The organism is Paenibacillus sp. J14 (assembly GCF_000518465.1).
Lineage (GTDB): Bacteria > Bacillota > Bacilli > Paenibacillales > Paenibacillaceae > Fontibacillus > Fontibacillus barengoltzii.
The window spans coordinates 22918-42801 of the sequence record NZ_JADQ01000043.1; the positions used below are offsets into that span (position 1 = coordinate 22918).

20 protein-coding genes are annotated in these 19884 nt (G+C 51.6%); 2 read left to right on the top strand and 18 right to left on the bottom strand.

Features of this window, described 5'->3' with window-relative positions; translation table 11 throughout:
* Position 1 precedes the first annotated feature (1 nt).
* From pstB (M891_RS0115915) to nrdR, 5 genes are all read right to left on the bottom strand, one after another.
* Positions 2-760, bottom strand: a complete 759-nt coding sequence (gene pstB, locus M891_RS0115915; protein ID WP_028539516.1) for a phosphate ABC transporter ATP-binding protein PstB — start codon at positions 758-760, stop codon at positions 2-4.
* Positions 761-774: 14 nt separating this feature from the next.
* Positions 775-1662, bottom strand: a complete 888-nt coding sequence (pstA, locus tag M891_RS0115920) for a phosphate ABC transporter permease PstA (protein ID WP_028539517.1) — start codon at positions 1660-1662, stop codon at positions 775-777.
* A complete protein-coding gene (gene pstC, locus M891_RS0115925) occupies positions 1659-2561 on the bottom strand; it encodes a phosphate ABC transporter permease subunit PstC (RefSeq protein WP_028539518.1) in 903 nt (300 codons plus the stop codon). The genes pstA and pstC overlap by 4 nt, the downstream gene beginning before the upstream one ends.
* 87 nt (positions 2562-2648) lie before the next feature.
* Positions 2649-3602 carry a phosphate ABC transporter substrate-binding protein gene (locus M891_RS0115930; RefSeq protein WP_028539519.1) on the bottom strand — a complete coding sequence of 318 codons (954 nt, stop codon included), beginning with the start codon at positions 3600-3602 and terminating at the stop codon, positions 2649-2651.
* Positions 3603-3784: 182 nt separating this feature from the next.
* Positions 3785-4255 (bottom strand): transcriptional regulator NrdR, encoded by a 471-nt coding sequence (nrdR, locus tag M891_RS0115935; RefSeq protein WP_016312823.1) that lies wholly within the window; start codon positions 4253-4255, stop codon positions 3785-3787.
* A 137-nt stretch (positions 4256-4392) separates the two neighbouring features.
* Between nrdR and M891_RS0115940 the strand changes: the two genes are divergently transcribed.
* Positions 4393-4614 carry an alpha/beta-type small acid-soluble spore protein gene (locus M891_RS0115940; protein ID WP_016312824.1) on the top strand — a complete coding sequence of 74 codons (222 nt, stop codon included), beginning with the start codon at positions 4393-4395 and terminating at the stop codon, positions 4612-4614.
* 72 nt (positions 4615-4686) lie between these two features.
* Here M891_RS0115940 and M891_RS0115945 read toward each other — a convergent pair whose 3' ends face one another.
* The 12 genes from M891_RS0115945 to M891_RS0116000 form a co-directional block, all read right to left on the bottom strand.
* Positions 4687-5250, bottom strand: coding sequence for a lytic transglycosylase domain-containing protein (locus M891_RS0115945; protein WP_028539520.1), 564 nt, complete (start codon positions 5248-5250; stop codon positions 4687-4689).
* Positions 5247-5843: a dephospho-CoA kinase gene (coaE, locus tag M891_RS0115950; protein ID WP_028539521.1), complete on the bottom strand. Its 597-nt coding sequence runs from the start codon at positions 5841-5843 to the stop codon at positions 5247-5249. The genes M891_RS0115945 and coaE overlap by 4 nt, the downstream gene beginning before the upstream one ends.
* Before the next feature lie 29 nt (positions 5844-5872).
* Positions 5873-6736 (bottom strand): DNA-formamidopyrimidine glycosylase, encoded by an 864-nt coding sequence (mutM, locus tag M891_RS0115955; RefSeq protein ID WP_028539522.1) that lies wholly within the window; start codon positions 6734-6736, stop codon positions 5873-5875.
* Between the two features lie 43 nt (positions 6737-6779).
* Positions 6780-9440: a DNA polymerase I gene (gene polA / locus M891_RS0115960; protein WP_028539523.1), complete on the bottom strand. Its 2661-nt coding sequence runs from the start codon at positions 9438-9440 to the stop codon at positions 6780-6782.
* Positions 9441-9596: 156 nt separating this feature from the next.
* Positions 9597-10256 carry a phosphate signaling complex protein PhoU gene (phoU, locus tag M891_RS0115965; protein WP_028539524.1) on the bottom strand — a complete coding sequence of 220 codons (660 nt, stop codon included), beginning with the start codon at positions 10254-10256 and terminating at the stop codon, positions 9597-9599.
* An 18-nt stretch (positions 10257-10274) separates the two neighbouring features.
* Positions 10275-11030 carry a phosphate ABC transporter ATP-binding protein PstB gene (gene pstB, locus M891_RS0115970; RefSeq protein ID WP_028539525.1) on the bottom strand — a complete coding sequence of 252 codons (756 nt, stop codon included), beginning with the start codon at positions 11028-11030 and terminating at the stop codon, positions 10275-10277.
* 241 nt (positions 11031-11271) lie between these two features.
* On the bottom strand, positions 11272-12498 hold the full coding sequence (locus M891_RS0115975; protein ID WP_028539526.1) for a methyl-accepting chemotaxis protein: 1227 nt from the start codon (positions 12496-12498) through the stop codon (positions 11272-11274).
* 118 nt (positions 12499-12616) lie between these two features.
* A complete protein-coding gene (locus tag M891_RS0115980) occupies positions 12617-13342 on the bottom strand; it encodes a response regulator transcription factor (RefSeq protein ID WP_016312832.1) in 726 nt (241 codons plus the stop codon).
* A 146-nt stretch (positions 13343-13488) separates the two neighbouring features.
* On the bottom strand, positions 13489-15285 hold the full coding sequence (pnpS, locus tag M891_RS0115985; RefSeq protein ID WP_016312833.1) for a two-component system histidine kinase PnpS: 1797 nt from the start codon (positions 15283-15285) through the stop codon (positions 13489-13491).
* 2 nt (positions 15286-15287) lie between these two features.
* Positions 15288-16841 (bottom strand): fumarate hydratase, encoded by a 1554-nt coding sequence (locus M891_RS0115990; RefSeq protein WP_028539527.1) that lies wholly within the window; start codon positions 16839-16841, stop codon positions 15288-15290.
* Positions 16842-17144: 303 nt separating this feature from the next.
* Positions 17145-18014, bottom strand: coding sequence for an SDR family oxidoreductase (locus M891_RS0115995; protein WP_016312835.1), 870 nt, complete (start codon positions 18012-18014; stop codon positions 17145-17147).
* 99 nt (positions 18015-18113) lie between these two features.
* Complete coding sequence (locus M891_RS0116000; RefSeq protein WP_028539528.1) at positions 18114-19004, bottom strand: glycosyltransferase family 2 protein; 891 nt, start codon at positions 19002-19004, stop codon at positions 18114-18116.
* 164 nt (positions 19005-19168) lie between these two features.
* On the opposite strand from M891_RS0116000, the gene M891_RS0116005 reads away from it, so the two are divergent.
* Complete coding sequence (locus M891_RS0116005; RefSeq protein WP_009226752.1) at positions 19169-19522, top strand: helix-turn-helix domain-containing protein; 354 nt, start codon at positions 19169-19171, stop codon at positions 19520-19522.
* 128 nt (positions 19523-19650) lie between these two features.
* Here M891_RS0116005 and M891_RS0116010 read toward each other — a convergent pair.
* Positions 19651-19884 (bottom strand): group II intron maturase-specific domain-containing protein (locus tag M891_RS0116010; protein WP_028539529.1); only part of this gene is annotated, 234 nt, incomplete at its 5' end.

Below are 19884 nucleotides of genomic sequence, written 5' to 3' on the forward strand. Positions count from 1 at the left end.
TTTATCCGAAGCGGCCGCTGATATAATCGTCTGTCCGTTTCTCGGATGGATTGGTAAAGATTTTGGTCGTATCGCCGTACTCGACCAGTTCCCCCATGAGGAAGAACGCCGTTTTTTCCGACACCCGAGCCGCCTGTTGCATATTGTGCGTGACAATAATGATGCAGAATTCCTGCTTCAGCTCGGCGATCAGCTCTTCAATTTTGGCGCTGGACACCGGGTCCAGCGCCGACGCCGGTTCATCCATCAGGATGATGCTTGGATTAACCGCAATCGATCGGGCGATGCACAGCCTTTGCTGCTGGCCGCCGGATAAGGCCAAGGCGGAGCTGTGCAGCCGATCCTTCGTCTCGTCCCAAAGCGCCGCTTTGGTGAGCGATTCCTCCACGATCTGATCCAGCTTCTTCTTGTCGCGAATCCCGTGGTAACGCGGTCCAAAGGCGATATTTTCATAGATGGATTTATGGAACGGGTTAGGACGCTGCCATACCATGCCGATCTTTTGACGCAGCAGCACGACATCGGTCTTCGGATCATTGATATTGTCGTCCCCGATCCAGATTTCCCCCGTAATCTTCGCCCCGCGGATCAAATCGTTCATCCGGTTCAGGCTGCGCAGGAATGTGGACTTGCCGCAGCCTGAAGGGCCGATCAAGGCGGTCACCTGCCGGGAGGCGAAATCGAGCGATATATTTTTAACGGCTTGTTTCTCTCCGTAATAGACGCTTAAGTTTTTCGTGGATAGTTCAATGTTAGACACTTGGCTTCGCCCTCCTATTTCGTCGCCGTAAATTTCTTGAGCATCACGCGTCCGAGCCAGCGAGCCAGCAAGTTAAACACCAGCACGGTCAAGATCAGGACAGCCGAAGCACCGGCGGCGATTTCAGGCGCATCCGGCGCCAAGCCCTCAGAATTGATCTTCCAGATATGAACAGCCAGCGTCTCCGCCGGACGGAACGGATTCAGCGGGGACGTCGGACTTAACGGATTCCAGTTGCTAAAATCGAGCCGCGGACTGCTCATCCCAGCCGTAAACAACAGGGCAGCGGCTTCGCCGAACACGCGGCCCGCCGCCAAGATCGTCCCGGTCAGAATCACCGGCAGGGCGATCGGAAGCATCACCGACTGGATTGTTTTCCATTTGGACAAGCCCAGCGCCAAGCTGGCTTCCTTTTGGGCCTGCGGCACGCTGGCCAACCCTTGTTCAGTAATCCTCACCATCAACGGCAGGTTAAAGATCGTCAAAGCCAGCGCCCCTGAGAACAAAGAGAAACCAAAGCCAAACAGGTTCACAAGAACGAGCAGACCAAACAGACCTACCACAATCGATGGAAAAGAGGATAAGACCTCAACAATCAAACGGATAAAATCGGTGATTTTTCCCGGCTTGGCGTATTCGCTCATATAGATTCCCGCACCGATCCCAAGCGGAATCGTGATGATCATGGTCAAGACCAAGAGGAACAGGGAATTAAACAATTGCGGGCCAATCCCGCCGCCTGCCTTAATCGTTTCAGGAGGTGACGTGAGAAAATCAAAGCTGATATGACCCAACCCCCGGACTAAAATAAAGCCAAGCAACCCCGCCATAATCAAGACAATTAAGCCTGCTAAAGCGATAATGGCAACCGTTGCGATTTTGTCGACGGTTTTGGCGCTCATCGTTTTGCTCTCCCTTCCAGCCAACGAACGATAAAGACGAAGACAAACGTCATTAGCATCAAGATTAGTGCCAGTGTCCAGAGGACATTATTCTGCGTTGTGCCCATAACCGTATTCCCCATGCTCAGCGTAATGACACTGGTCAGAGTCGAGGTGGATTCAAAGAGCGAACGCGGAATATGCGGCGCATTCCCGATCACCATCTGCACCGCCAAGGCTTCCCCGAAAGCCCGAGCCATGCCAAGGACCACCCCGGTCAACAAGGACGGCATCGTCGTCGGCAATACGGTCCGCGACAAGGTTTGCCAGCGCGTAGCGCCAAGGGCGTAGGAACCTTCCTTCAGGCCAGGAGGCAGGGCAGACAGGGCATCGGTGGCGATCGACGTGATCGTCGGCAAGATCATGATCGACAATACGGTTGCTCCCGCCAAGATCCCCAGACCTTGTCCCGGAAAAATATCCCGGTAAAAAGGAACGATAATACTCAGCCCAACAAAACCATACACCACCGAAGGAATCCCGGCCAGCAGCTCGATCACCGGCTGTAAATATTTCTTGCCAAACTTCGGCATTATTTCAACCATAAACAAGGCCGCGCTAATGCCAAGCGGTGCCGCGATCAGCGCCGCCAGAATCGATGTGCTGAACGAGCCCAAGATAAACGGCAGGGCGCCAAACATCGGCGGCTCCCCATCCGGCTTCCAGTTCGTGCTGCCGAAAATTTCACCTAGTGAGATTCCGTCTTGAACAAAAGTGCTTAACCCCTTGGTTGCTACGTAATAAACCATCGAGAAGATCGTAACCACCAGCAATACGATACAAAATGAAGCGTAAATTTTGCCGGTCCATTCCTCGACGATATGCGGTTGTATTTTTTTTCTTCCGCCGGACTGAGCCATGAAACCTCTCCCTTTAAGAACAGCACAGAAAGAGGCAGAACAATCCGCCTCTTGCCGTACTGATATTTTGTTATCGAATTCTGCTGATTATTTCTTCGTGATATTGCCGTCCACGTCGCGTACGACTTGCATTTTGCTGGTTGGAATATAACCAAGCTCTACAACGTCGCCGTTGTCGCCTTGAACGTCCGGGGATACCATGTAATCCAAGAAGGCTTTAACGACTTCATTTGGCTCGCCTTTCGTATACATGTGCTCGTAAGCCCATACCGGATAAGTTCCGTTCGCTACGTTTTCTTCCGTTGCGTCTACGCCTTCGTACTTCACAGCTTTAACCGTATCGTCAAGGTAGGACAAGGCCAGATAACCGATCGCCCCTGGCGTTTCGCTCACCAGCTTCTTAACCGTACCGGAGGAATCTTCTTGGATCGAACCTTGCAGGTCCTCTGTTTTTGTACCTAGCGCATATTTCTCAAACGTTGCCCGAGTACCGGAGCTCGACGGACGGTTTACGATTTGAATCGCTTGGTCTGGACCGCCAAGATCTTTCCAGTTGGTGATTTTACCCGTGAAAATTTGAACCAGTTGGTCTTTCGTCAAATTGTCGACCGTGATGTCTGGGTTCACGACAGCTGCCATCGCTACAACGGCAACTTGATGGTCAACCAGTTCGCTGGCTTGAGCCGCATCTAATTTCTCTTCTGCGAAGACGTCGGAGTTCCCGATATCTGCCTGGCCTCCGGAAACTTGCGTCAACCCTGTGCCGCTGCCACCGCCTTGAACTTGTATAGAAACATTCGGATTTTGATCCATGAATTTTTTCGAAGCTTGATCTACTAAAGGTTGTAAAGCCGAGGAACCTACCGCCAAGATCGACCCGGAGAGTTCCGATGTCGCTGCATTACCCCCGTTGCTCGCGGATGCTTCATCCGTAGTGCTTCCGTTGGTACCGGCCGTGTTTGGTGCCGCGTTGTTTTGACCGCAAGCTGCCAGCGCGAAGCTCAGCATCAAAGTCAAAACCAATAACATACTCTTTTTCATTGTTTAGGTTTCCCCCTTAATTGATTTACAGTTTGATTATAGAAAGCGAAGATCAATCCAGTGTTCTCGTTTTGTAAACTTTGTGTAAAATGCGAGGGAATCCTGAGCCTTTAGGTTTATTCTTTGCAAAAAATAAAAAAACACTCGCGCCGATCGGCGAAGAGTGTTTTTGAGAAATGAAGCTATTCGTTGACCCCTGTATTTTTGGACAGCAGTCCTTTGAGTTCTTTCATAAACATGTTGATATCTTTAAATTGTCGATACACCGAGGCAAACCGCACATAAGCAACTTCGTCCACCGGGTAGAGCTGCTCCATCACCAATTCCCCGATTTGCCGGCTCTCAACCTCAGCGTTCGCCGAGTGGCGCAGGGACCGTTCGACTTCGGATACGATAGATTCCAGCTGTTCAACGGAAACCGGACGTTTCTCACAAGCTCGAATCAAACCGCGCAGCATTTTCTCTCGGCTGAACTCCTCGCGGCTTCCATCCTTTTTGATCACGATCAACGGCACTTCTTCCACCATTTCAAACGTTGTAAACCGTCGATTGCATTTCTCGCATTCCCGCCGGCGGCGGATCGAACGGTTCTCGTTCGCTGGTCTCGAATCCAGCACTTTGGTGCCTAAATAGTCGCAATAAGGACATTTCAAGCTAGAACACCTCCCCTTAAAATAACGTCATCACGGCTTGTCACACCGGATGGCAATAAATTACTGCAAAATCATGTGATTGAAATTCATAGTCCGGCACATAATACTGTTACCAACCACAAGGAGGTGAACAAATCATGGCCCAAAATAATAACTCTTCGAACAACCTGGTGGTTAGACAAGCATCCGGAGCTTTGGATCAAATGAAATATGAAATCGCTCAGGAGCTTGGCATCTCTTTCCCACAAGACGGATATGCTGGTAACCTGACTTCTTACGAAAACGGTTCGATCGGTGGTTACATCACGAAACGTTTGGTGACTCTGGCTGAACAACAGCTGGCAGGTCAATTCAAATAACCGATCAACTGAAGAGAGCATTGGCTGGCGTAGGCCGGTCAATGCTTTCTTTTGTTATCACCTTAGGCCCCCTTAGAAATCATCATAAATCTTCAGATATTGTTTATAGTAGTGGGTTACCCGCTGGACATAATGTCGGGTCTCACCAAACGGGATATTTTGCACCGTCTCCAATCGTCCGTCCCATCGCCCGCTCTTCAGCCAATTTTTCACATTGGTTGGTCCGGCATTATACGCAGCGATCATGGCGATGTTGTTGCCGTCGAATTGCTGGGACAGCGATCTCAGATACCAGGTGCCGATCTGGATATTCGTTTCCGTCTCGTTACGGATATCATCCAGCGTCGTTTCGGGCAACTTCGCTTTGGAAATTACCCACTCCGCCGTATCCGGCATGATCTGCATAATCCCGAGCGCGCCTTTCCGGGACTCCACTCCTGATTTGTAGTTCGTCTCCACCTTAATGATCGCCGCAACAATAAACGGATCCAGGCCGTTGTTCTTGGCATGCCGCCGAATTTCTTCTTTATAGTGAATCGGATAAAACAACGAAAGCCATGCCGAATTAAAAAAGATAAGGATGATGAAACCGATAAACAACAGAAGCAAGACTCTTTTTTTGCGAAGCCACCTCATCGTAGTCCCTGATCCCGCCAAAAGTCATCTATCTGTCGCTTCGTTTCCTCAAGTCCACCGCTGTTATCAATCAAAATATCCGCCCTCTCTTTCTTGATTTCGATATCCATTTGGGCGTTGATCCGCTGCTCGGCTGCCTCCTTCGACAGCCCGTCCCTCAACATCAACCGGGTTAACTGTACCTCGCGAGGGACATAAACAACCATAATCCGTTCATAGAGCGGATCAAGCCCCGATTCATAAAGCAGCGGAATATCCGCTACCACCAATCTGTGAGGATCCGCTGCTTCCAGTTCTTCCATGCGCTGCTTCATTTCAGCACGAATCGCCGGGTGCGTTAAGGCCTCCAGCGCCTTGCGCTCCTCCGGGTTCGAGAAGACGATCTCGCCAAGCTTCTTGCGATTTAGCGTCCCATCGGCGTTCAACACGCCCGGGCCAAAACGTTCGCTGACGGCGGCCAATACCGGGTGTTCCGGTTCCATAATCTCTCTGGCGATCACATCCGCATCGATGATGGCAGCTCCGCGCTCGGCCAACAATCGGGAAACCGTACTCTTCCCGGTTGCGATGCCTCCAGTCAGTCCGATGTTCATCCCCTATCCACCTCACAAATCTCTCTCATTTAACGTTGCTTGGTGCGTGCGCGCGTGCTTGTCCGATATGGCGGCTGACAGTTCGGGCAAAAATGAGTGCCCCGCCCTCCTACGACAGTCTTCACCACCGGCCCTCCGCAGTTCAGACAAGGCTCTCCTTGGCGACCATACATCCGCAAGGAATGTTGGAACATCCCCATTTCCCCTTGTCCGTTCACATATGATTTGATGGAGGAACCCCCTGCTTCTACCGCTTCGGTTAACGTCTCAATGATGGCGGTATGGAGCCGCTCCAACTGTGTCTGGTTCAGCTTGTCCGCCGGATATTCCGGATGGATGCCCGCCCGAAACAATGCTTCATCTACATATATATTCCCCAAACCAACGATGTATTCCTGGTTCAACAACGCCGGCTTAATTTTCGTCGTTCTCCGGGAGATTTTGTCTTGGAAGGCTTGAAGGGTAAACGACTCCTCCAGCGGCTCCAATCCCAGCTTCACCAGCGGCTTGTTCGTAAACTCCTCCCCAGGAGCGAACAGATGCATCGTCCCAAACTGGCGTACATCCTTGTAGCGGAGCTCCGTCCCGTCCGTGAACCGGAAGATGACATGGGTATGCTTCTCCACCTCTTCACCGGTCTGATACACCCCGTAACGCCCTTCCATCCGCAAATGGGAGACGAGCACCAGGCCGTCCATGATGATCCGCAAAAATTTGCCGCGGCGTCCAATTTCTAAGATGGTATGGCCGGCAAGCTCGGCTTCAAACCGACGGATATCATCCGGCCGTTGGATGATGCGCGGCAGAAACACCTGCACGCTTTGGATCGTCTTGCCCACGATCAATTGGGTTAAGGTCCGTCGGACCGTTTCCACCTCCGGCAATTCCGGCATATCCTCTCACCTCAATCTAAGTTGTTGTCGGGGGTGGCGGAGCTTACTTCGCTTCGTACCAATTTAATCCGCTCGATACTTCCGCTTTTAATGGTACGGAGAGCTCTAACGCTTTCCCCATCGTTTCCGGAACCAGCTTGCTCATAAGTTCCAGCTCTTCCGGCGGCACCTCGAACACCAATTCGTCATGCACCTGCAAGAGCATGCGGCTCTTTAATCCGTGCTTATGCAGTTCCTCGTCCATGCGTACCATCGCCAACTTGATGATATCCGCCGCTGTCCCCTGAATTGGCGTATTCATCGCCGTCCGTTCCGCGAAGGAACGCAAATTGAAGTTCGAGGCGTTAATTTCCGGCAGATAACGGCGACGCTCAAGCAGCGTTTTCACATATCCATCACGCTTCGCAGTCTTCACGATCTCATCCATGTAACGTCGAACCCCTTGGAAGGCATTAAAATATTGCTCAATAAAGCGAGCTGCTTCCTTCCGCGTAATGTTCAGGTTCTGGGACAGGCCGTAGTCGCTGATCCCATAGACGATGCCAAAGTTAACCGCCTTCGCCGAACGCCGCATATTGGCGTCCACCTGATCCGGGCCTACGCCAAACACGTCCATAGCCGTCTTCGTGTGGATGTCCATATCGTGCAGGAACGCTTCCTGCAGCCCCGGATCCCCGGAAATATGCGCTAACACCCGAAGCTCGATTTGCGAGTAGTCCGCGGACAGAATAAACCATCCTTCCTCAGACGGTACAAATACCTTACGGATTTTGCGGCCTTCCTCCAACCGAATCGGGATGTTCTGCAGGTTTGGATATTGGCTGCTCAAGCGGCCGGTAGCGGCAATCGTCTGCCGGAAATACGTATGCACCTTGCCGGTCTTCGGTGAAATTTCCTTCAGCAGCCCCTCGACATAGGTCGATTGCAGCTTGGCCAACTGGCGGTATTCCAAAATAAACTGCACGATCTCATGATAAGGCGCCAGCTTCTCCAGCACTTCCGCATCTGTGGAGTAGCCGGTTTTCGTCTTCTTGATGACCGGCAGGCCCAGCTTATCGAACAGAATTTCCCCTAATTGCTTCGTGGAATTGATATTAAACTCCTGGCCGGCGATTTCATAAATGCGCGCAACCAATTTATTGATTTGGGCTTCAAATTCTACACCCAGTTCTTTCAAGGCTTCCTTGTTAACGGCAACCCCTTGCTTCTCCATATCGGCCAAAATCCGAGACAGCGGCATTTCCAGTTCATAAAATAATTTCTCCATCTCGTATTTCGCCAAGTCCTCACGTTGCAAAGGCAGGATCCGCAGCAATGCATCCGCCTTGCGGGCCAGATGACGACTTAACACTGCCTGCTCCGGCACTTTGAACTTCGCGCCTTTGCCATACACCTCGTCGTCTCCAGGTACCTGCGGCAGCTGGTATTTCACAGCCAGCCCGCTGATCGTCTGATCACTCTCCGTCGGATCAAGCAAATAAGCCGCCAGCTGAACGTCGTGCTCAGCTCCAGCAAACGCTACGCCATGCCAGAACAGCACCAAGTCAGCCCGGTGCAGATCATACCCGCGCTTGGGCACCTGATCGTCCGCCAGCCAAGCACGTACATCTGCCGCCTCCTCCGCTTGCAACACGTCAAAAGGCAAGTAATAATGACGGCTGGCCGTAGACAGCACCATCCCCATCATTTCGGCCTGATGCGGGTTCTCCCCGTGGGAGTCCACGATGATTCCCTCGATGTTTGGCAAATCGGCCGTAAGCTCCTGAAGGTTATCCAAGTCCACCGTGGTCACCTGGATGTCCACCTGCTCCGCGCGAGCTCCTTCACCGCTTGCATGCTCGCCGCCGGCAAAGTTCATCCGCTCCAGCAGCGACTTAAACTCCAGCTTGCGCAGCATCGGCACCGCGGATTCCTCCGGAATGCCGTCAAACTTCATTTCCTCCCAGGATCGTTCAATCGGAACCTCGCGGAAAATGGTTGCCAGCTGCTTGCTCATGCGGGCATCGTCGGCGTGATTCACCAGATTTTCCTTCATCTTGCCCTTCAATTCGTCGGTATGGGCCAGCACTTCCTCAACGGAACCGTATTGATGCAGCAATTTCAAAGCCGTCTTCTCGCCGATTCCCGGTACTCCCGGAATATTATCGGACGTATCTCCCATCAGCCCCTTCAAATCGATGATTTGCAGCGGCTTCAGTCCATATTTCTCTTCGATTTGCTGCGGGCCGTAAGGCTCAACTTCACTGACACCTTTGCGCGTTAACGCCACTTTCACCCGATCGCTGACGACTTGCAGCATATCCTTATCCCCGGTCACAACCAGCACTTCGTGACCAGCCTCTTCCGCTCGTTTGCTCAAGGTGCCGATAATGTCGTCCGCTTCGTAACCGGACAGTTCAAACCAGGCGATGCCAAAGCTCTCCAGCAGCTCGCGCATCAGCGGAAATTGCTCGGACAGCTCCGGCGGCGTTTTCTCGCGTCCACCCTTATACTCCTGATACCCTTCATGTCGGAACGTCACCTTGCCCGCATCAAAGGCAACCAACATATGGGTAGGGCGTTCCTCCTGGATCAGACGCAACAGCATATTGGTGAAACCGTAAACGGCATTCGTATGCAATCCGTTGGAGTTCGTAAGCGGCGGCATCGCAAAAAATGCCCGGTAAATGATGCTGTTCCCATCTATAAGAATCAATTTTTCCATACGACACCTCGTCCACAGTATTCTACCTTATCCTATGATAACACAGGGGCCATCTCGATAACACCAAAGCCGGTCTTGGAAAAGAAAAACCGGCCGCAGCCTGCGTAATTTCGCAAGCTGCGACCGGTTGGACGCACGTAAAACTCCTCTTGAAAGTTATTGATTCAGGTCCGGACGATGCCCGGTCACCAGGTAAACGGCACTTTCCCCGATATTGGTTGCATGGTCGGCGATTCGCTCGATGTATCGGCCTACCAACGTCAGCAGCATCGCCTGCTGGAGGGATTCCGGGTTATTGATCATATATCCGTACAACTCTTGAATCATCTGGCTGTACAGGTGATCCACTTCGTCATCATCCTTGGCCATCTTATAAGCCAGATCGGTATTCTCATCCAAATACGATTGCAGCGATTCTCGTACCATTAGAACAACCAGCTCGGACATCTTCGGGATATCGATGAGCGGCTTGATTAATTTCTGGCCTTCCAGCCGCAGGGTGACCTTCGCGACATCGATGGCCAAGTCGCCCATCCGCTCCAAATCGCTGGAAATTTTAAACGCTACAATAATCCGCCGCAGGTCCTTGGCCACCGGTTGCTGCGTCACGATCAGGCGCGAGCCGATGTCCATCACTTGCTCCTCCATTTTGTTCAGCTCGACATCGCGTTCAATGATCGTTTTCGCTTTGGCCGAGTCCAGCGCCTGCAGGGCATGGATTGCCTCCGTCAGCGCCGCTTCTACATGCTCGCCCATCTTTCTCAGCAGCTGCCGTAAATCCTCCAGATTCTGATCAAATTCCTTTCTTTGAATCATCTTGCTGCAGCCTCCTTGTTATCCGAAACGACCGGAAATGTAATCTTCAGTGCGTGGATCCTGCGGCGTGGAGAAGAGCTTCTGCGTATCATCCGCTTCCACAATTTCTCCGTTCAGGAAGAAGACCGTCTTCCCCGAGATGCGAGCCGCCTGGTGCATGTTATGAGTGACCATCACAATCGTATAGTTATCTTTTAATTGCTGCACCAGCTCCTCAATTTTGAGGGTAGAGATCGGGTCCAGCGCTGAAGTGGCTTCATCCATAAGCAAAATATCCGGCTGCACGGCGATCGCCCGAGCGATGCAAAGCCGCTGCTGTTGCCCGCCAGACAAACTCAGTGCCGACCGTTTCAGAAAATCCTTCACCTCGTCCCACAGTACAGCCTGGCGAAGGCTGCGTTCCACGATTTCATCCAGCTCCGCTTTATTCTTGATGCCGTGTAACCTTGGACCGTAAGCTACATTGTCATAAATCGATTTCGGAAAAGGATTGGGCTGCTGAAACACCATCCCTACCTGTTTGCGTAAAGCCTCTACCTCGACATCATCACTGTAGATGTCCGTATCGGAAATTCGGACAACCCCTTCAATCCGCGTGCCCGGAATCATATCATTCATCCGGTTCAATGTGCGGAGAAGCGTCGATTTTCCGCAGCCGGAGGGGCCGATGAATGCGGTGATGGCTTTTTCCGGAATATCCAGGGAAACGTCCTTTAACGCATGGAATCGGTCATAGTATAGGTTTAGTTTTTGAATCCGGATGATCGGTTTCATTGCAGCTCTCCTTCACCAAAAATACGTCTATGTCACCGGTCCACGTCTCGAAGAAGCCGTTACAGACCGGGGAATGCCAAGCAAACTTGAAGCACGGTACCCGCCAATCGCGAGCCCGTGCTAGTTCTTGATCGATTTAGTTCCTGTACACATATTCTCGATTTATCTTGTGTCAATCAATTGAATTCTATCGCACTTATGTAAAATGACATGGGCTACATTGTAAACGGAGTGTAAAAATTTACGAAAGTGATGTTAAATGCTGCAGCTCCATGAGCACAATTCGCGTTCGCTCGGCCGCCATTTCGGATGAGCGAAACATCTCCTGGCTGCGCTGCTCTGCCACCCGAGCCGACTCCACCAGCGATTGGAACGTCCCGTCCGCGTTCACAACCCGCTCATGACTCTCCGCCATCTCCTCCACAGTTGAAGTGGCGGTGGCAGCCGTTTGCTGAATGAAGTGATTTACAGCCCCCAATGTCTCGCTAATTTCCTCTGAGAAGCGCTTGGTCTGCAAGGCTAGCTTACGAACCTCGGAGGCGACGACTGCAAAACCGCGGCCGTGCTCGCCGGCATGTGCCGCTTCAATGGAGGCGTTCATCGCAAGCATGCCGCTTTGGTCCGCAAGGCGGCGGATATGATCCGCCACTGATGAGATCTGCTGCATCTGCTCCAGCAGCTTGGCCATTTGCTTCTCTTGGAAACGAGCCATCTCAAGCACCCGGGTAAACGACGCCTTGACAGCTTCAAGCTCTTGCCGCCCCTCCAACGATAATGCGTTCATCTGTTCTAATTCCTGCCAGCTTCGTTTTGCCGATTCCGCCACATCTCCCATCGAGTATTCGATCTCTACGATCCGGTCCCGGCTGTCACGCACCGCCGCTTGCCTTGCTTCCTCTGCCTCCCGTTGCAGCTCCCGAGACATCTGCATCAAATCCTGAATCGTCAGAATCCCGTAATATTTGCCTTGATCGGTCAGGATGAGCCCATCATAGAAGGAGGCTCCCTCCCTTCCCAACGCCAAATCCAGCAGTTCACCTGCTGTTGTGTCCACCTCGCAAATCAAAGGCTGCTGCTCGACAAACTGAAATATTGCGACTTCATAAAAGAGATCAGCAGCAAACCGACCCGCCATATGGCGAAAAAACCGATCCCTCATCAACAGCCCCAGAGGTATGTGATCATCATCACAAACCACGATACACGGAAGATCAGGCTGACGTTGAAACTGCCCCATCACCTGACGACAGGGAACCTCCGGGCCAATAACCGGTACTTTGCGACAGAAAGAACGGGCTTCCACCGTTGTGATCACTTTACTGCCTGCTCCTGCCTGCCCTCCATTCGAGCATTCCTCATACCTCACCGATGCCGCACGGTGAATCTCGCCTGCTTCGCCGCTTGCTGTCCCGCTCTTTGTCTCTTTATCTGTCGAGCTTTCCAGCACTGCTATGGCCTGTTTAACCAACCTGCTTCACTCCCCCATATGTAAACACTGCGTTCAATCTAATCATAGAGGGAGAATATTAAGTCTTTGCACCTAGGATGTTAGGTCTATGTAAAAAAAAGAACGTCCACCCTCAAAGTTACATGATGGACGCTTGCTTCTTATTGACAACCAGCTTATAGCCGACACCGCGAATGGAATCGATATGCACAGACTGCGGATCCAGCTCCAGCTTCTTGCGCAGTGAGCTGACGTGCACATCCACCGTCCGCTGTCCTCCAATATAATCAAATCCCCACACGGCGTTCATCAGATCGTCTCGAGTCATGACCACACCGGGCTTGCGGGCCAAGTACAACAGCACCTCAAATTCCTTAGGTCTCAGCGTGATAGGTTCCCCGTTCAGCGTCACCTCGTATTTCTCGGGGTAGATCGCCAAGGGGCCCAGCACGATATGGGAAGTATCCTGCTTGGCTGGCTGCTCGCGTTCTTCCTGGCCGGTGGAACGGCGGAGAACAGCAGCAACGCGAGCCAGCAGCTCCGCAACGCCAAAGGGCTTCGTGATATAATCATCAGCACCGGATTTCAAGCCTTGGACGACCTCTTCCTCCGCATTTTTGGCGGTCAGAATAATCACTGGCGTCTTCACGCCCTCGCTGCGAAGCTTCGTCATGATCTCGAAACCGTTCATGCCCGGCAACATCAAATCAAGCAAGATCAGATCAAAATCCTGCCGAAGTGCGGTTTCGTAACCGGTTTGCCCGTGATCCTCTACGATAACTTCATAGCCTTCGTTCGTCAGGTTGTAAGACAAAAGCCGGGATAACGTCGGTTCATCTTCGATAACCAATAGACGTTGAGTCATAGTACCCTCCATTTGTTAGCGGTACAAGTTCATGTCTGAACCAATATCACTTTAATGACAAGCCCAGCATATCACGGCAATGTTAACGTAGTGTAAAGTTCAACAAAAAACGGTTTACATTTTATTTTATGGTCCCCGGATCGTTCTTAATCATCCAGAGAATGCATCAATGGCAGTTCCAGAATAAACGTTGTCCCTTCGCCTACCTTGCTCTCCACGCGGATGCTGCCGCGGTGCAGATCGACAAGGTGCTTGACGATGGACAAACCAAGTCCTGTCCCACCGGAGCTGCGAGATCTAGCTTTGTCCACCCGGTAGAACCGTTCAAAAATTCGCGGCAAATCCTTCTTCGGAATGCCAATCCCCGTATCGCTGACGAGAATACGCACCTTCTCCTCGTCCCCGCCTTCGCCTATGATGCTAGCGGATACTCGAACTTTCCCGCCTTCCAGGGAATAGCTGATCGCATTGGACAGCAAATTCATGAAGATTTGCCGCAGCCGGTCTTCGTCCGCTTCGATAAACAAATGCTCGGGCACGTCATGCGACATCGAGATCGACTTCTTCTCCGCAGCCGGGAGAAGCACCTCATACAAGCTGTCAAACAGCTCGCTCAACTGCACTGGCGCGTACTCCAGCGGTACTCGCTTCGATTCGATTTTGGACAGTTCCAGCAGGTCGCCAATCAGCCGGTTCAGCCGGTCGCCTTCGTCATAGATGATCTGCAGAAAAGAACGGGTGGTTTCCTCGTCCTTCACCCCGCCGGCAAGCAGCGTCTCGGCAAAGCCCTTGACCGCGGCAATGGGTGTCTTCAATTCGTGGGACACGTTGGCTACGAATTCGCTGCGCATCCGTTCCAGCTTACGAATTTCGGTAACATCCTGCACCAGGAACAACATGCCGCGATAGTTGCCATTATCCTCAAACATCGGCACCCCGTCGAAATGCAAAATTTTCTCTTCGGGATCATAGACATTACGTTCTTCCTGTACCGCTTCCTTCCGGGCGATGCCTTCCTCCATAAATTTCACGAATTCGTAATTTCGCTTAAGCTCCTGATACGGTTTGCCCAATACCATCTCGCCCTTCGTATGGAGGATGCGTTCTGCTTTCCGGTTAATCAAGGCGACATGCTCAGTGGCATCGACCATAAGAATACCGCCGGTCATATTGGCGAGGACGCTTTGCATCAAATCCTCGTTATCTCGGATCAGCTTAAGCTGCTGCTGAAGGCTGTCCGCCATTCCGTTAATCGCCATGCCCAGCTGACCGATTTCGTCCTTCCGAGCCAATTTCACTCTAGCGTCGTAATCAAAACGGGAAATCCGGTGAGCTACGCGAGTAATTTGCACCAGCGGCCTTGTTAATCCCGAAGCCACTCGATAGCTCACCAGCCCCGCGATGAGGAATAAAACAAGCAACGCGCCAAAAAGCCACATCCAAGCTTGGGCAAGCCCTTCCTCCACCTCAGCCAAACTCATCGAAAGCCGAATATAACCGTCAAATCCGCCGGCGGTCACGCGTTGAGCGACATACAGCATATTTTGGCCAATCGTATCGCTGTACCGAATTGCACTCCCGACGTTCCCGCCTGCTGCAGATTCAATCTCCTGACGATGGGCATGGTTATCCATATGCTCCGGGTCGGATTCCGAATCACCAATAACGTTCCCGTCCAGGGTGATGAACGTGACCCGGGAACCGGTCAGCTCTTCGAATTTCTTCGCTTGACGTTCGTAGTAAGCCTCAGCCTCGGGATTCCCTTGGGCGGGAACGAAATCCACAGTAGCTTCCAGCAAATTAATTTCCCGGGCCATATTTTCTTCTAGCGCACGAATGTGCATATTCTTAAACATCTGGGCCATCGTTAGTCCGGCGGCCAACATGGAAATGCCCAGCAAAATCATCAGGATGAGGGTTAGGCGCGAGCGAAAGGTTTTCATGGTTATTTAAACACCGGATCCTTAAATGCGGCGAGCTTCGCCAACGAATCCTTCTCCACACCTTCATGCAAGCTGTCCCCGTGCGAATCCATCGTCACGATCGCTGCAAAACCTTCGACCTCCAGGTGCCACATCGCTTCCGGAACACCAAATTCCAAGAAATCAACGCCGTTGACCTTCTTGATACATTCCGCATAGTACTGTGCTGCCCCGCCAATCGCGTTCAAATACACGCCGCCATGCTCTTTCAAGGCAGCCAGCGTCTTCGGCCCCATGCCGCCCTTACCGATTACGGCGCGAATGCCAAACTTCTTCATGATATCCCCTTGATACGGTTCTTCGCGAATACTGGTCGTTGGTCCAGCCGCCTTCACGTGCCATCCTTCCTCGTCTTTTAGCATAACTGGTCCACAGTGATAAATGACCGCACCGTTCAAATCCAGCGGAGCGTCATGATCCATTAAGTATTTGTGCAGCGCATCCCGACCAGTGTGCATTTCCCCATTGATGATGACTACATCTCCCACCCGCAGGCTACGGATTTGCTCTTCCGTCACCGGGGTTTGCAGCACTACTTCTCGGCTGGCTGGCGCAGGTGTCCCTTCCGCAGCGGCTTCAGTTGTAACCGACTCAAATTCGTCCTCAACCGGCACCTCGCTGCCACGTTCATAAAGCCATTCCCGAATTGCGCCGGTTGCTGGATCAATCTCCACGCCCTGACGGCGGAACGCCCAGCAGTTATAAGCAACGGAGACAAAGAAGCTTGCCGGAAGCCGATTTATCGCCCCGACTTTGCAGCCCAGCAGGGTAACCTCTCCGCCAAAGCCCATCGTTCCAATCCCCAACTGGTTGGCGGTTTCCATAATATATTTTTCAAGTCGGTCCAAATCCGGATTAGGATTCACGTCATCCAGCGGGCGGAACAATTGCTGTTTAGCGAGCTCGTATCCTGTCGTCCGATCGCCGCCGATGCCCACGCCAAGGAATCCTGCGCTGCATCCTTGCCCCTGCGCTTGGTACACGGCATGCAGGATGCATTTACGAATACCGTCAAGGTCACGTCCGGCTCGGCCCAGTCCCTCTAACTCGGTTGGAAGGCTGTACTGGATATTTTTATTTTCGCACCCGCCGCCTTTTAAAATCAGCCGGATGTCAATCGAATCCTGTTCCCATTGCTCGAAATGAATGACCGGCGTCCCCGGACCCAAATTGTCTCCACTGTTCGCTCCGGTGAGTGAATCCACCGAATTGGAACGCAGCTTACCTTCTTCCGTGGCACGCTTCACCGCAGCGTGAATCGCCTTCTTCATTTCAATTTGATTCGCCCCTACCGGCGTGTGAATCATAAACGTGAGCATCCCGGTATCTTGGCAGATCGGTGAAACTTGCTCCTCTGCCATCCGAATGTTCTGCGCAATGGTTGACATGGCCAACCCGGCCCGTGTCGCCCGGTTTTCTAAGGCACGGCCCCGATTCACTGCACGACGAACGTCGCCCGGCAATTTCGTTGAAGCTTCCACAATCAATTCGTATACGCTTTCTTCAAACTGGTGCATGATCCAAGAATCCCCTCTCCCTGCCATCTTGTTAGTACCTTTGGCGCAAAATATGATTCATCCCATGATGTCGTTAACCTATCGCATTCTTTAGATTCATAATAACATAAGAACTCGATTCGGTTGACGATTTCTGTCCAAAATCAGCTCCGAATTCAGTGAGATTTATCACTGAACAATTTCTATAAAGGGCTGATTCTGCGAAAAAAACGGATAGAACCCTCAAGCTGTTCGGTCCTGTGCCGAATTTCCTGAGGGTTCGATTACATGAATTGATCCAATCTCAGAATCTTAGCCTGAAGGCTAGCCGTTGACAATCTCACCGCCGTTGATATGCAGCACCTGGCCGCTCATATACGAAGAATCATCCGAAGCCAAGAAGACGTAAGCCGGAGCCAACTCCTCCGGTTGACCAGGCCGTTGCATTGGCGTTGTTCCACCAAATTCGGATACTTGCTTCGCATCGAAGGTAGACGGGATGAGGGGCGTCCAGATCGGTCCCGGGGCAACAGCATTCACCCGGATGCCTTTGCTTCCAACAACGTTCATCGATAACGCCCGCGTGAAGCTGACAATTGCCCCTTTCGTGGCGGAGTAGTCAATCAGCTGCGGGTTGCCTTTATAAGCCGTTACCGATGCCGTATTAATAATTGAGCTGCCCTTGCGTAAATGCGGCATCGCTGCCTTCGTCAAATAAAACATGGAAAAGATGTTCGTCCGGAATGTCTTCTCCAGTTGTGCCGCCGAAATGGCTGTAATGTCTGGCTGCGGATGCTGCTCAGCCGCATTGTTCACCAGGATGTCCAAGTTTCCGAGCTCCTGTACCGTCTGTTGTACCGCCTTCTCGGCAAATGCTTCGTCGCCGATATCACCGGCGATCAACAGGCATTTGCGTCCTTCTTGTTCGACTTCCTGTCGAGTCACGTTCGCATCCTCGTGTTCATTTAAGTAAACGATGGCCACATCGGCACCCTCTTTAGCGTAAGCTACCGCCACCGCCCGGCCAATACCGCTGTCACCTCCGGTGATCAACGCCACTTTGCCCTTTAGCTTGCCTGCTGCCTTGTAGTTCCCTTCATATTCTGGACGCGGGTGCATCTCGGATTCGATACCTGGCTGATGGTTTTGATGCTGAGGCGGCAAGGTTTGCTTCGCTTGTCCATTACCTGCCATTGCTGCATCCTCCTTTACGGTAATTGGTGAACCTCGGTACGAACGTACCTGTCCACTCACTCACCTCTTAGGATAGCCTGACATCCCCAGCTTATCCGTCTATGATTTCCAATGGACCCCGAATCGTTCAAACAACCATGCTGCATCGTGCTTCCGCAGGGAAGCAAATTTCTCCTTCCGAGCTAATGCCAGTGGGCTGAGCTGTGCTGCTTCCAACAACTCTTCGCCAAACGCCTGATTCACCTGTTCCCTACAAACCGAAGTCAGTTCATCCCCAAAATGTAAGTTCGCAAGGGTCAGTAGATCCACACCCCACATTTCCCGGCTATTGTCATAGGGGAAATTCTGACGGAAGACTTGCATTAACGTCACATCCGGGACAATCTGGCAGGTTCTCCCCTGCAACCAGAGCCTCAAGGAAAATTCCGCCGTCTCCACATCCTTGCCGAAAAAGCCGTCCACCAGCCCCTCCATCTCGCGAAACGTACTACGCCCGACGGCAAAGCATTCCCAAGACAACCACGGGATGTCCAGGTTCTGATCTGCACGCTGGATCGGGTAGCGGCGCAACAAGCCAATCATCCCTCCGACCTCCTTGCTGGCCGGGACGGTGGAACGTTCACTCTTCTCAAAAGCCGGGGATACGGCATCGGCTTGTCCCTGCATAAGCGGCTCCAACAGCCGCTCCATCCATCCGTCATCATAATATAAATGAGAGCCGCTGAAGATCAGATAATCCCCCCTAGCATGCGCTGCACCGAGATTACGCGCCGATGTTCCGGGCTCCCCCTTGATCCGTTGAAACGGCTGATCAAACCGATAGTTCATCAAGAAATCACAGCACCCGTCAATCGAACCTTCATCAACGATGATCACTTCATACGGCAAGGTCGTCTGCGACACTTTCAAAGATTCCATCGTCGTGTACAAATCGATTCCATTATTTTTGACTGCGATAATAATTGATACTGATGTTGATGAGGAAGACATACATGATCTCCTTATATTTAGTAAGAATAAATAATAGGATATAATTTAGTAAATCCTGTAATTCCATAATAACCCAATTCGTACTTTCAGTAAATACAAACAAAACCTGTAGTTTATTATCTTTCCAACAGGTTCTAACTTAAGGTAAATACAGGAGGGGTAATATGGATTACGAGGCATTGGGGAAAAGGCTGCGTCAAGAACGGCATAAAATGCACTTGACCCAGGAAAAACTCGCCGAACGCATTGAAGTTTCGGACGCATACATAGGGCAAATCGAACGGGGAGAACGTAGTCTATCCCTGGAAACGCTGGTGAAATTGGCGAATCAATTGGGTGTTACCGTTGATTATTTGCTCCACGATTCGATTGAGATTAGTGACGATCATTTCTTGGATCAGATCCAACAGATCGTCATGAACCGTTCTACGAAAGAGAAGCAACTGGCGCTCGATATTTTAAAATTAATGTTCACCCATTTGGACGAGTTGAAAAAGGCGAATCAAAGTCCTTCCTGAACTTAGCGCCAACGCTGTTTAAACAGCTAGAGTGAAAGGCTGGGCGAGGCCCAGCCCCTCCTCATCAAACCGTACGTGAGGTTTTCCCTCATACGGCTTTCCGATGTTCGTCATCATGAGCATGCAGATTACAAGAGCGTTTTAAGTCCATATTGAATAGACAAAGACTTCACTTCGCGCAGCGAACTCAACCATCGTCTGCGTTTGTGTTTCTTAGCATACCACTTCGCAAACCGCTGCCGGATATACCAATCCAACTTCGCCATCTTCCTCTGGCTGTAAGCTGTGTAGTAGTAATTGCGCCAGCCTTGAATCTTTGGATTCAGGTACTCCACGTGCTCTTCGAAACTCAGGCGTCGCAT